This window comes from Veillonella sp. VA141, assembly GCF_003992175.1.
Lineage (GTDB): Bacteria > Bacillota > Negativicutes > Veillonellales > Veillonellaceae > F0422.
The window spans coordinates 183,207-197,410 of the sequence record NZ_RQVM01000002.1 but is presented as its reverse complement, the minus strand read 5'-3'; the positions used below and the strand labels follow the sequence as shown (position 1 = coordinate 197,410).

Annotated in this window: 10 protein-coding genes and 1 other RNA gene; all 11 read left to right on the top strand. The window is 39.8% G+C overall.

Annotated features, from left to right (window positions below; translation table 11 throughout):
- Positions 1–14 precede the first annotated feature (14 nt).
- The 11 genes from EO112_RS03180 (at position 15) to EO112_RS03130 (ending at position 14,199) form a co-directional block, all read left to right on the top strand.
- On the top strand, positions 15–2,174 hold the full coding sequence (locus EO112_RS03180) for a bifunctional (p)ppGpp synthetase/guanosine-3',5'-bis(diphosphate) 3'-pyrophosphohydrolase (RefSeq protein ID WP_369813337.1): 2,160 nt from the start codon (positions 15–17) through the stop codon (positions 2,172–2,174).
- Positions 2,171–2,620, top strand: coding sequence for a D-aminoacyl-tRNA deacylase (gene dtd / locus EO112_RS03175; protein ID WP_009352832.1), 450 nt, complete (start codon positions 2,171–2,173; stop codon positions 2,618–2,620). The genes EO112_RS03180 and dtd overlap by 4 nt, the downstream gene beginning before the upstream one ends.
- Positions 2,621–2,632: 12 nt before the next feature.
- A complete protein-coding gene (locus tag EO112_RS03170) occupies positions 2,633–3,256 on the top strand; it encodes an MBL fold metallo-hydrolase (protein WP_009353002.1) in 624 nt (207 codons plus the stop codon).
- An 8-nt stretch (positions 3,257–3,264) separates the two neighbouring features.
- Positions 3,265–4,335 carry an AI-2E family transporter gene (locus EO112_RS03165; protein WP_126940559.1) on the top strand — a complete coding sequence of 357 codons (1,071 nt, stop codon included), beginning with the start codon at positions 3,265–3,267 and terminating at the stop codon, positions 4,333–4,335.
- A complete protein-coding gene (locus EO112_RS03160; RefSeq protein ID WP_009352981.1) occupies positions 4,328–4,819 on the top strand; it encodes a Fur family transcriptional regulator in 492 nt (163 codons plus the stop codon). Before EO112_RS03165 ends, EO112_RS03160 begins: the two co-directional genes overlap by 8 nt.
- A gap of 22 nt (positions 4,820–4,841) precedes the next feature.
- On the top strand, positions 4,842–6,434 hold the full coding sequence (gene hemZ / locus EO112_RS03155) for a coproporphyrinogen dehydrogenase HemZ (RefSeq protein WP_127163027.1): 1,593 nt from the start codon (positions 4,842–4,844) through the stop codon (positions 6,432–6,434).
- Positions 6,434–7,708 carry a histidine--tRNA ligase gene (gene hisS, locus EO112_RS03150; protein ID WP_009352959.1) on the top strand — a complete coding sequence of 425 codons (1,275 nt, stop codon included), beginning with the start codon at positions 6,434–6,436 and terminating at the stop codon, positions 7,706–7,708. The genes hemZ and hisS overlap by 1 nt, the downstream gene beginning before the upstream one ends.
- A gap of 1 nt (position 7,709) precedes the next feature.
- Complete coding sequence (gene aspS, locus EO112_RS03145; protein WP_127162890.1) at positions 7,710–9,506, top strand: aspartate--tRNA ligase; 1,797 nt, start codon at positions 7,710–7,712, stop codon at positions 9,504–9,506.
- Positions 9,507–9,604: 98 nt separating this feature from the next.
- Positions 9,605–9,777: non-coding RNA, 6S RNA (gene ssrS / locus EO112_RS03140), on the top strand.
- A 281-nt stretch (positions 9,778–10,058) separates the two neighbouring features.
- Positions 10,059–11,357, top strand: coding sequence for a replication-associated recombination protein A (locus tag EO112_RS03135; RefSeq protein ID WP_127010217.1), 1,299 nt, complete (start codon positions 10,059–10,061; stop codon positions 11,355–11,357).
- A 115-nt stretch (positions 11,358–11,472) separates the two neighbouring features.
- The gene (locus tag EO112_RS03130; RefSeq protein WP_127162888.1) at positions 11,473–14,199 is read left to right on the top strand and encodes a DNA translocase FtsK; all 2,727 of its coding nucleotides are present in this window, start codon (positions 11,473–11,475) and stop codon (positions 14,197–14,199) included.
- The last annotated feature ends 5 nt before the right edge of the window (positions 14,200–14,204 follow it).

The following is a 14,204-nucleotide window of genomic DNA, read 5'->3' as shown; positions in this document are numbered from 1 at the left end:
AATATGGACAATTTATGGATCGTGTTCGGTCCTATTTACCAGAAGAAGACTGGCCAGTCATAGAGCGTGCGTTTGCACTGGCAGATAAAGCGCATGCATCGCAAAAACGGGCTTCTGGAGAACCGTATATCTTGCACCCTTTAGGGGTTGCCACCATATTGAGCGAACTACAAATTGATCGATCTACCTTGGTATCTGCTTTATTACATGATGTAGTGGAAGATACAGAGATAAGCTTAGAGGAAATAGAAGAACAATTTGGACCAGAAGTGGCATTCTTGGTAGATGGGGTTACAAAACTAAATCAATTTCAGTATCAAACAAAAGAAGAACAGCAAATTGAAAATTATCGAAAGATGATTTTGGCCATGGCAAAAGATGTGCGTGTAGTGGTCATCAAGCTAGGGGACCGATTACACAATATGCGTACCTTAAAGCATATGCGTCCCGATAAACAACAACGTATAGCCCAAGAAACGTTAGAAATTTTTGCGCCATTGGCACATCGCTTAGGTATTTTTAATATTAAATGGGAACTAGAGGACTTATCGTTCCGTTATTTAGAACCAGAAAAATATTATGACCTAGTACAACAGATGAGTGAAAAACGACAAGCTCGTGAGGATATTGTAAATGATACTATGAATACTTTGAAAGATGCTTTGGAACATGCTCATATTAAAGCAGATGTAAAAGGTCGTCCCAAACACTTTTATAGTATTTATAAGAAAATGAAAAAGGACAATCGAGATTTATCTCAAATTTATGATTTGTATGCCGTTCGAGTCATCGTAGATACAATTCCAGATTGTTATGCTGTGCTAGGTACAGTACATAGTTTGTGGAAACCTTTGCCGTATCGCTTTAAAGATTATATTGCGATGCCGAAGTCGAATATGTATCAATCCTTGCATACCACAGTTATCGGTACAAAAGGTCAGCCTGTAGAAATTCAAATTCGTACTTGGGATATGCATCGTGTATCTGAATATGGTGTAGCCGCCCATTGGCGATATAAGGAAGGTAATAAAGGGAAAGCAGAAGCTGATTTTGATGCAAAGGTAGGCTGGATTCGTCATGTTCTTGAGTGGCAAGATGCAAGCGATCCGAAAGAATTGCTTAACGCTTTGAAACTGGATGTCTTTACAGGGGAAGTATTCGTCTTTACCCCAAAAGGCGACGTTATGAAGTTACCGAAAGGCACAGTGCCACTGGATTTTGCGTATCGTGTTCATACCGATGTGGGGAATAAATGTGTAGGAGCCAAAATTAATGGCAAGATTGTTCCTTTGGATTATGAATTGCAAAATGGTGACATCGTTGAAATCGTCACTTCTAAAAATGGGAAACCACGGTTAGACTGGTTAAATATTGTCGGCTCTACAGAAAGTAAGACAAAGATTCGAAACTGGTTTAAGCGTGAAAATAAAGAAGAAAATATCGTCAAAGGTCGCGAACTATTAGAAAAAGAAGCGAAACGCTTAGGCTATGATTGGAAGGACTTAACAAAAAATGGTCGCCTAGAAAAGATTGGAAAATCTTTGAATGCTGGCGGCGAAGCTGAGCTGTACTCTGCCGTTGGATTTGGTGGACTTTCAGTGAATACAGTATTGCTCAGATTAGTGGACATTCATAAGCAGGAAGTCGCTAAGGAAGAGCAGCGAAAAGATACGATGGCTGTCATCGACCGTCTTAAAGTACATCAAGGAAAATCTAAGAAAAGTAGCAGTGGTGTTCTTGTAAAAGGTGAAGCTGGTGTGATGGTTCGTATGGCTCGTTGCTGTAATCCTGTACCAGGAGACGACATTATTGGCTATATTACGAGAGGCCGAGGCGTTTCTGTACATCGTGCAGATTGTACCAATATTGGTCATACCCCAGATGATTTGAATCGTATGATAGAAGTCGATTGGGAAGGAGCTACACAGGATCAATTCCAAGTAAGTGTGTCCGTGCATGCCTATGATCGCAGTGGTTTGTTAATGGAAGTGATGGCAGTCTTGTCAGAAATGAAAATTAACATTTCCAATATTAATGCGAAAACTGACGATGCAAAAGATGTAACCATTCATTTAATGTTAGATATTAAAGATTTGTCACAACTCGATTATGTGATGACGAAGTTACGTCGAGTGAAAGATGTATATTCAGTCCATCGAGGAGGGAAAGCATGAGAGCCGTTGTACAACGTGTGAGTTCTTCTTCGGTTACCGTAGATGAGTCTGTTATTGGTAGTACGAAGCAAGGTCTTTTAGTACTAGTAGGCGTAACAGATACGGATACAATAGAGGATGTACAATATATTTGTGAAAAGGTAAGCCACTTACGCATTTTTGAAGATGAACAGGATAAGATGAACCTATCCGTATTAGATGTAGGTGGTGAGGTGTGCGTAGTTTCGCAATTCACTCTCTACGGAGATGCGCGTAAGGGGCGTCGACCGAATTTTATGAAAGCAGCTCCACCAGAGATGGCAGAGCGCTTATATTTGGAGCTAGTAGAGGCTTTCAAAGGAAAAGGCTTAATCGTGAGTACAGGTCAATTTCAAGCTCATATGCAAGTAGCATTGGTCAATGATGGACCTGTGACGATTCTATTAGAGAGTAGTAAAGAGTTTTAATGGAGTTAAGAAATGAAGTTATATTATATGCCCTTAGGGGCGTATGGAACGAATTGTTACATTGCGCATAATGAAGCAGATAATACGTGCCTTGTAACTGATCCAGGTGACGAAGGAGAAAAGTTAAAAGAAATTCTAGATAGTCACGAATTTAAGGTGCAAGGTATTTTATTAACTCATGGGCACAGTGATCATATTGGGGCTGTAAAAACGTTGGTGGATGCGTACCATGTGCCAGTATATATTCACGAAGGCGATGCGGAATGTTTGACGAATCCAACGGTGAATTTGAGTGCTCATTCTGGTCGCTATATTACAGCAGAAGTAGATGATGTACGCTATGTAAAAGAGGGCGATACGATTTCCTTAGGTGACACTACCTTTACTGTGATTGAAACACCAGGTCATACACCAGGTGGAGTATGTTATTACACAGAGGGAACTTTACTGGCAGGGGATACCTTGTTCCAAGGGTCAATAGGCAGGACGGATTTTCCTAATGGAGATTTTGACGTATTAAGTAAGGGGATTAAAGAAAAGCTATATACATTGCCAGAAGATACAAAGGTCTATCCTGGACATGGACCAGAAACAACAATTGGCGATGAAAAGCAATTTAATCCATTTGTACGGTAGGTGATAGGATGGGAGATAAATCTATACAATATTGGCTACGCTGTATTTTACTGATTTTAGCGAGTATAGGTCTAACGATTGCATTACCGGTAGTGATTCCCTTAGTGATTGCTATTATTTTAACCTTGCTCTTATGGCCTTGGGTAAATATGACGCAACAATATATTCGAAAGTATTGGAAACAATGCCCACGATGGTTAGCTATTATTCCATCTTTCGTGGTAGTGGCACTCGTATCTACCGTGTTGGTTCGATATGTGATGGTACCAGTAATTAGTGAATTAACAAAATTATTAATTAACTTACCATATGTATTAGACCAATTTGTAGAAGTGGTAAAAGGATTACAAGGTATCGATGGTGAAAGTATCATACCACATCAATTTGAAGGTGTGATTAATTCAACTTTAGTTACGATTGGTAATTATGGAGTGGATTTAGCACAACGTGGTGTGCTTGCTATCGTGTCCTTTGCTAGTACCTTATTACAATTGTTATTAGTACCGATTTTAACATTTTATTTACTGAAAGATGGACGTAGTATTAAACGGGCTATATTAAATATTTTTTCCAGCCCTACTTCAGCTCATTTGGAAGACGTAGTGAATGATATTATTCGTACTTTAGGAGGATATTTACGGGGACAATTACTATTAGCAAGTAATATGTTTTGCCTTACATTTATCGTATGCTATTGCTACGATTTGCCGTATCCTCTTGTATTAGCAGTATTAGCGGGTATCGCGGAGTGGATTCCTATTATTGGACCATTTATTAGTGCAGCGCCAGCCATTATTTTAGCCGCTGTTATTAGTGGTCCTCTAGCCGTTAAAGTTGCCATTACATATGGGATCTTGCAAGTGCTAGATGGACAAATTATTATGCCCAAGATTATGGGGCATGTTATTAATCTTCCCCCATTAGTTATTATTACAGCCATTTTTGTGGGAGGCTATTTCTTTGGTATGATCGGTATGATGACTGCCGTGCCATTGACAGCTGTAGCACAAATTATAGCAAAACGGTTGTGGTATTTTAATAAATATTATAGTTTACAGAAAGAGGAACATCATGGATAAAGCAATGGAAGTACAAGCAACAATGGAAAAATTAAAAGAGCGTATTAAAGATAAAAAATATAAATTAACAACACAACGTCAAATTATCTTACAAACGTTCATTGAAGCAGAAGAAAAGCACTTAAGTGCAGAAGATGTGTATATTTTAGTGAAAAAGAACAATCCAGATATTGGTTTAGCTACGATTTACCGTACATTGGACTTATTCACTGAGTTAGACTTAGTGAAACGTTTGGATTTTGGTGATGGTCGTAATCGCTATGAATTAAATAGCGATGAATTATCTCATTTCCATCATCATTTGATTTGTGTTAAGTGTGGCTGCGTGAAAGAATTTGAAGATGATATGTTGGAAACATTAGAATCCATTATCGCTAAAAAATTGAACTTCCATACCACAGACCATCAATTAAAAGTATACGGTTTCTGTGGCGAATGTCATGAAAAGGCAAAACAAGCAGAATCTGAAAAAGAACATGCATAATACATATAGCTATGAAGGACCTATGGAGTTAGGTTCTGTCATAGCTCATCAATGTGGTGCAGTGGGATTGTTTTCATCGAAAGACAACCCTGACTTTATTATATATGTATCGGATATTAGGGAATCTGGCTCTAGTCCTTATGTACAAGGTCTATTTCCCATAGAGTATAGGCAAAATGAGTCTACTCCGAGTGTGTTAGTACAATTTGGGGATATTATCAGTGAACTAGAGGCAGATACTGATGGTACACAGTTGGTAGTACAGTTGTTCTGCCATACTAGAGTACAAGAAGAGCTATTGGAGACTGGTATACAGAGACCATCAGAGTTATACGCAGACTATCTTCATATATGGTCTATTTCTGGAAAAGACACTGTGGAAGGTCGGAAACTGATAGGAAGAGAAGTCTTATCAAAGCTTAGACGTATATTGGGTGTGAGGACTAGTTTATGGGGCACTTTAGTAGGCGTACGCCCTACAAAGTTGACTCATAAACTATGGGACTCTTTAGGTGATTTAGAGAAGGTTCGGCAAGAACTGGAAAGTACCCATAGTATTAGTCATGTGAAGTGGAAATTATTAGAGCAAGTGGCAGTACTGGAACGCCCGTATGTAGCACATGTACAACAATCTCCTAAGGGGATTAGTTTGTATAGTGGTATTCCTTTCTGTGAAACTCATTGTACCTATTGTTCCTTTCCCTATGGACTTATTCAGAATTATGGAAAGATACAGGACTTTGTGGATGTCTATCATCGTGACATAGAACACTTGAAAAGACTTGTTAAAACACATGGTTTAGAGGTACAATCGTTATACATGGGTGGAGGAACTCCAACCAGTTTAGAAGATGGAGACTTTCACCATATTGTGCATGCATTGGGAGATGTGATTCCAAAGGGCCGTGAGTTTACTGTAGAAGCCGGGCGTCCTGACTCATTGAATGCTAACAAGGTTCAATCTATTGTAGATGCGGGTGTTACTAGGGTTAGCTTGAATCCCCAAACGATGCAGGATGATTTGTTGCGTATCATTGGCCGTGGTCACAGCGTTGCAGAATTTTTATCTATCTATGAGTATGTGGCGAGTCACACAAATTGTTCTATCAATATGGATTTTATTGCAGGATTACCACGTCAAACAGTAAAAAATATGGAAGAGAATGTGCAATACATTGAGCAGTTACGTCCTCATAATGTAACTGTCCATACCTTAGCGTTGAAAAAAGGTAGTCCTTTATATGGAAGTAGCTTTGCCAAAGAGATTCCTTCTGAGGATATGGTCCAAACCATGTTAAATGAAACCCATGAAGCATTATTGCAATTAGGATATATACCATACTATATGTATCGTCAACAATACATGGTGGGGCAAATGGAGAACATTGGCTACACCTTGCCAAACTATGAAAGCATTTATAATATACAAATGATAGAAGAACGTCAGTCCATACTTTCTATAGGACCAGGTAGTGTCTCTAAATGGATAGGTGGCAGTGATTTTAGACAACAAAAACAATACATGCCGAAAGATGTAGATACGTATATTCAAGATATACAACGACTATTAGAGAAACGCGATTTACTAAGTAATGAACATTGGAGGGACAGCTAGTGGCTATTCAAAAACCAAGAGGGACACAAGATTTATTGCCGAGTGTTCTTGGAAATTGGTACTATATTGAAAATACCATTCGTCGATTATGTAAGACCTATGGATTTGAAGAAGTTCGTACGCCTATGTTTGAAGAAACAGGCTTATTTTTACGCGGTATTGGAGAAACTACAGATATCGTACAAAAAGAAATGTATTCCTTTCCTACAGGAGATAAAAAAGATCAATCCTATACATTGCGTCCAGAAGGAACGGCATCTGCAGTACGGGCTTATTTAGAAAATAAAATTTATGGACAAGAATCGATTACAAAATGGTTCTATATTGGTCCTATGTTCCGTCACGATAAGCCGCAAGCTGGTCGCTATCGTCAATTCCATCAATTTGGGGTAGAATTATTGGGTACACAAGCTCCAAGTGCTGATGCGGAATGTATCTCTTTGGTGTTGCAATTATTGCGTGACCTAGGTTTAAAAGATTTGAATGTAGAAGTAAACTCTGTAGGTTGTCCAACGTGTCGCCCTGCGTATAGAGAGAAATTAATTGCTTTCTTTGAACCAAAAAAAGAAGAACTATGTGAACTGTGTCAAAGCCGCTTATACAAGAATCCATTGCGTATCCTTGATTGTAAAGAAGAAAAGTGCCAACAATTGGCAGTAGGTGTTCCGGAGTTAAGTGATAATTTATGTGAAGAGTGTCAAGATCATTTCCATCATGTGAAAGAATACTTAACAGCAGCTGGCGAGAAATTCAGTTTAAATCCACGCTTGGTTCGCGGGTTAGACTATTACACGAAAACTGCTTTTGAAGTACAGTACACTCCATTGGGGTCTCAAAGTGCTGTTGCTGGTGGTGGTCGTTATGATGGTCTAGTAGAAGAACTAGATGGACCACATACACCTGCGGTAGGCTTTGCGATGGGTATGGAACGGTTATTGTTGGCTCTAGAAAAACAAGGCTTATTACCAGAACCAACACAAGAAGATTCCGTCTTCGTAGTGGCATTAGGAGAAATGGCACAAAAAGAGGCTTTCAGAATTACAAATACCCTGCGTAATGCCTATGTAAAAGCAGAAATGGAAGGTTCTGGTAAATCTATGAAGAGCCAAATGAAGTATGCTAACAAAATTAACGCAAAATATGTTATTATAATTGGTGATAATGAATTAGCTGAAGGTAAGGTCATCTTAAAATATATGGATACATCTGAACAAGAAACAGTATCCTTAGCTGAGATTACAAACCGTATAACTGAGTTAGTGAAAGGAAATTAGAATGGAAACTATGAAAGGTTTACACCGTACACATCATTGTGGAACTATCGGTGCAGAACAAGTAGGAACAGAAGTGGTTCTTTGCGGTTGGGTAGAGCGCCGTCGTGATCATGGTGGATTGATTTTTATTGATTTACGTGACCGCTCTGGGGTTGTGCAAATCGTGGCATCTCCTGATCATAATATGGAGTCCTTCCATAAAGCAGAAGATGTACGTAATGAATATGTATTGTGCGTACGCGGTACAATTACAGAACGTGATGCAGCGGCTGTGAATCCTAATTTACCAACTGGTAAATATGAAATGTACTGTGAAGAGTTACGTGTATTGAATGCAGCGAAAACACCTCCATTCTATATTCAAGACAATATCGATGTAGATGAAAATATTCGTTTAAAATATCGCTATTTAGATCTTCGCCGTCCAGAAATGCAAGCAAACTTGATCTTGCGTCATAAAGTGACAAAAGCGATGCGCGATTTCTTTGACAACAATGGTTTCTTGGAAATTGAAACACCAATGTTGACAAAAAGTACACCAGAAGGAGCTCGTGACTACTTAGTTCCATCTCGTGTAAATCCTGGTACATTTTATGCATTGCCACAATCTCCACAAATTTTCAAACAAATTTTGATGGTTGCTGGCTATGAAAGATATTTCCAAATTGCTCGTTGTTTCCGTGATGAAGATTTACGTGCAGACCGTCAACCTGAATTTACACAATTGGACATCGAAATGAGCTTCATGAACCAAGAGCAAATCTTGAACATGCAAGAGCAAATGATTGCCCATGTATTTAAAGCGGCACAAGATGTGGAAATTCCATTACCAATGCCTCGCATGACTTGGGATGATGCGATGAATCAATATGGTTCTGATAAACCGGATATCCGTTTTGATATGAAGTTTACAGATGTAACTGACTGTGTGCAAGATACAGAGTTCAAAGTATTCCGCTCCGTTATCGACAATGGCGGTCAAGTAAAAGGTATCGTTGTAAAAGGTTATGCAGGTATTCCACGTCGTGAATTAGATGATTTGACAAACTTCGTAGGTATCTATGGTGCCAAAGGTTTGGCTTGGGCTTGTTTCAATGAAGATGGCACAATCAAATCTCAAATCATGAAATTCTTAGGTGAAGATACTATTCGTAACATCGGTGCAAAAATGAACGCAGACCCAGGTGACTTGGTATTGATGATTGCGGACAAACCAGCTGTGGTTGCGAAAGCTCTTGGCGAATTACGTCTTGAAATGGGTAAACGCCGCGGATTAATTGATGAAAACAAATTGGCCTTCTTATGGGTAACTGATTTCCCTATGTTTGAATACGACGAGGAAGATAAACGCTTTGTGGCAATGCATCATCCGTTCACATCTCCACGTGAAGAGGATATGGACTTGTTAGCCACAGATCCAGGTGCTGTAAAAGCCATCGCTTACGACATGGTATTGAATGGTGTGGAAATCGGTGGTGGTTCCATCCGTATTTATCAATCTGATGTACAAGAAAAAGTATTCAATGCGATCGGCTTAAGCACAGAAGAAAGTCGTTCTAAATTTGGCTTTATGTTAGATGCCTTTGAATACGGTGCTCCTCCACATGGTGGTTGTGCTTTCGGTTTAGACCGTTTGGTGATGTTGATGGCGAAACGTCAATCCATCCGAGACGTGATTGCATTCCCTAAAACACAAAGTGCATCTGATTTGATGAGCCAAGCTCCATCTGAGGTAGCACCAAAACAATTGCGTGAATTACATATCAAAACAGATGTGGCAAAAGAAAAATTAGTATAATCGAATTTGTCCAATAGAAAATTGATATACTTTTAAGGAAAGGGACGGTGTATTTCTTCTTGAAATGACCGTTCCTTTCTGCTATACTATGAGTAAAGAAATTCCTGCTATGTGCGTGTTATATCGCAGTTTTGAGCCAACATTTTAACTTAGGGATTCTCACTCTTGTAAGGGCGCTCTGCCTCTACGAGGACTGTAATCTTACAAGGAGGAAACCCACCTGCCCTTGCAGGATCAAAACACGGTATGGATACGGCATAGTGGGGCCTTTATAACCGCCTTATGGTGGTTTATTTTTTTTGCATTAATAAGAACATATAGACTATATAACTGGATGCATGTATAATAATGTACAGATAATATTTGTTGTAACATCAGGTTTCTACAAGTTTGTTGCTCAACGTGATTTTGTAAACTATACAGGAATTGTTCAATAAGGCTACTAAGAAGGAAGCTCGGGCATCAACTATGTATAAATATATATATGTATGTACTACTGCATGCACGGTAGTAGTTATCAATATATGATGGTAAATATAGGGAGGTGTAAGGATGAATTTGTTTGAGAATATGGAACCAGTAGATCCATTTGAACCCTTGGCGGTCCGCATGCGACCACGTTCATTGGACCATTTCTTTGGACAAGAACAAGTAGTAGGGCCTGGAACATTTCTTCGCTCTATGATTGAAGAAGATAAGGTACCCTCCTTATTGCTATATGGGCCATCTGGGACAGGTAAGACTACGTTAGCCAAAATTATTTCGGAGCTAACTAGTAGTCGTTTTGTTATGCTTAATGCGACCAATGTGGGGATTGGTGAACTTCGAAGTACTATTGAAGAAGCGATGCGTATTCGTACATCTTTGCATCAGAGGACAATTTTATTCTTAGATGAAATTCATCGCTTCAATAAAAGTCAGCAAGATGTATTGTTGCCTTCAGTGGAAAGTGGTCAAATCATTTTAATTGGTGCTACCACAGAGAATCCTTTCTTTGAAGTGAATCGACCTCTTTTATCTCGATTGCGCTTGCTTACTCTAGAGCGATTAGATGCTACGGCATTAGTGGCTATCTTACGTCGTGCTTTAACAGATGAAGAGTATGGTCTAGGTAAGAAAGCGCTGATTGTGACAGACGATCTATTAGAGGATATAGGCCGCTTTGTAGATGGAGATGCCCGTATGGCTTTAAATATTCTGGAGCAAGTGGGGGCTATGGTTCGATCTGGTGGAGAAATTACCGTAGAAATTATAGAAAAAGTACTAGGTCGACGAGTGTATCGGTATGATAAGAAGGGGAATAATCACTATGATGTAATTTCTGCTTTCATTAAAAGTATGCGTGGCTCTGATCCAGATGCGGTGCTATATTATTTAGCTCGTATGATTGAGGCAGGAGAGGATCCTGTATTTATTGCTAGACGCATCGTTATTTGTGCGGCAGAAGATGTAGGACTGGCAGATCCACAAGCCTTGGTAGTGGCAAATGCAGCGGCCCAAGCATCCCATATGGTGGGCCTACCAGAGGCGCGCATTATATTATCAGAGGCTGCTGTATATGTAGCTTTAGCACCTAAGAGTAATAGTGCCTACCTAGGAATTGATGCAGCTATCCATGCGGTGCGCCATAAAGAGCAAGGTGAGGTGCCGAAGCATTTACGAGATGCTCATTATGGAGGTGCTAAACAATTAGGACATGGAGTTGGCTATCGCTATGCACAGGATTATCCTAATGGTTATGTGGAGCAACAGTATTTACCAGACACCTTAGTAGGTGAGACATTCTATACCCCTTTAGAACGTGGTTGTGAAGAGGAACTTGTGAAAGCTTGGAAAGCACGTAAAGGATAAGGTTATTTTCTTGTGAGAAGGCTCAGCTTTGAGAATATTCGATATACTTTCATAGGTGAAAATGGTATAATAAAGTGCTAAGGTATATGATAGAAACAGAGTTTTGGAGTGGAAGATGGTAGAGGAAAAGAAAGGTAAGGCCCCAAGAAGGGGACAAAAGATACAATCGAAACGTTCTACGCCTCTTAAAGAAGATAAACGAGGTAGCACTAGGGGAACTAAATCGCAGCCTAAGGGGATTCGCACTGAGGTAAAAGGCTTACTTCTCATGTGTTTTGCTATATTAGCACTTGTAGGTATGGCCGGTATTGAACTGGGGGCCTTAGGAAGTATTATCAGTGGTATTTTCTCTTATGGTTTTGGCCTAGGTGGTTGGGTTGTAGCTATATGGGTTCTATACAATGGTTGGTGCTGGCTTTATAAAGGGTCATTGGCATCAATTACAAGAAAAGGATTGCTATATACAGCGTTATTACTTGTTGTATTAGCGCAACTGGTACTGTGGAATGTCGATAATGGAGATGAATTAGGAACCACAACATTAGCAAATAATGGCGGTGTACTAGGTGGTTTGTTAGGAGTTTTTTTAAGAAATTTATTAGGGAATATTGGTGGCATTTTAGTGACATCCATTCTTGGCCTTGCTTGTGTATTGGGGATTACAAAATTATCTCTCCGTGAAGGCTTGCATAAAGCGAAGGATAAGGCTAGTGTGGGGCTCGAAATAGCGCAAGAAAAAGCAACAGAAACAGCTAGTGCCATTCGTGAACAAGTACATGAATGGCGTGAAGAACGTCGTAAGGCCTATGATCGTGAAAAAGACACTAGGTATCCTAAAATAGAAGAGGATATGTTTGATATAGAATTGGAATCTGATGTTGATGTAATTACCGAAAAAACTGGTGCTGAATCTACTGAAAAAGCGATTGAGGAAGTTCAGAGAACACAGGTATCAAACCTAGAAGAAACGGTAAACCCCACACCAGAGGAAGAAGTAATCGCTTCCAATACACAGATGGAAGCAGATTTTACTGAAATGGAAGAAGATGATACTACACATAACCATATTCCAGAGCCAGAACTACTTGAAGATGAGATAGTGACTAGTACTTCTATGGTGCAGGCACTAGAGGATTCTCCAGTGGTAGATCGAGCAGAGGAACCTATCACAGACGATGCTTCTTTACAGGATATATGGGAAGATAGGGAGACCACAGATGTGGACGAAGACTCTTATGTACCAGAAGAGTCTATAAATTTAGAACCTATAAAACCTCCATCATTTTTGCAAACTACTAATTATGTAGGATCCTTGGTAGAAGTACCAACCATTGAAACTACGAAAGAAGATACTGCAGCAGTAGCTGTGAACACGGATGGTGTGGCGCGTCCTAGGACGATAGAAAAGCCTTATCAATATCCTCCGTTGACGATGCTTTCACAGGGAAAATCCAATCCTGTGACCAGTGAAGAAGTGGCTCATAATGCAGTCTTACTAGAAGAAACATTAGATAATTTTGGTATTACAGCAAAAGTGGTGAATGCCACCCAAGGTCCAACGGTAACACGTTATGAATTAGAACCTGCGAAAGGGACAAAAGTAAGCCGAATTATGGGTTTACAAGATGATTTAAAAATGAGCTTGGCAGCCGTTGATATTCGTATGGAAGCACCTATACCAGGAAAGTCTGCAGTAGGCATTGAAATTCCTAATAAAAATGTGTCTGCTGTTCATTTACGAGATGTATTGGACTGTGAAGAGTTCCAACAAGCGAGTGGTGGTATTCCGGTAGGACTTGGTAAAGATATTGCAGACATGCCGGTTATTACGGACTTGGCTAAAATGCCACATCTATTGGTGGCTGGATCCACGGGGTCTGGTAAATCTGTTTGTGTCAATACATTGATCTCTAGCATCTTATTTAGTCGTAAGCCAGATGAAGTGAAACTGATTTTGGTGGACCCTAAAATGGTAGAGTTATCCGTGTATAACGGTATTCCGCACTTGATGTTGCCGGTGGTAACAGATATGAATAAAGCAGCTGCTGTATTACGATGGGCAGTTCGTGAAATGGATGCCCGCTATATGACATTAGCCACAGCAGGCGTGCGTAATGTGGCTAGCTATAATAAGCAAAATCCAACCAAATCGATGCCTCTCATTTTAATTATTATCGATGAGTTAGCTGATTTGATGATGACCAATCCAGATGTGGAAGAATCCATTGACCGATTAGCCGCAAAAGCACGTGCCGCAGGGATTCATATGGTATTGGCAACGCAACGTCCATCGGTGGATGTGATTACAGGCAAAATTAAAGCTAATGTGCCGAGTCGTATTGCTTTCACAGTGGCTACTCAAATTGATTCTCGCACCATTTTGGACCAAGCAGGAGCAGAACGTCTATTAGGTCGTGGCGATATGTTATTTAATCCTATAGGAGCGAATAAACCAATTCGTATTCAAGGGGCATTCATTTCTGATGAAGAGGTGGAAGAATTGATTGCTTTTGTCAAAGGACAAGGTCAGCCAGAATATGATGAAGTGATGATGGCAGAAACAGATAAAGGTGCTGAAAGTTCTGATGCCGTCAGCAGTGATGAGGAACAGGATGAATTGTTGGAGCGAGCTGTACAAATTGTACTAGAACAACGTAGTGCGTCAGCCTCTATTTTGCAACGTAGATTACGAGTTGGTTTTTCTAGAGCCGGTCGTTTAATCGATACTATGCAAGATATGAAAATTATTGGACCTCCTACGAATAGTAGTAAAGGTCGCGATATTTTAATGGGAGAAGACCAAATTAGAGAACTATATTTCCCAAATTTTACAGTAGATTAGAGTAG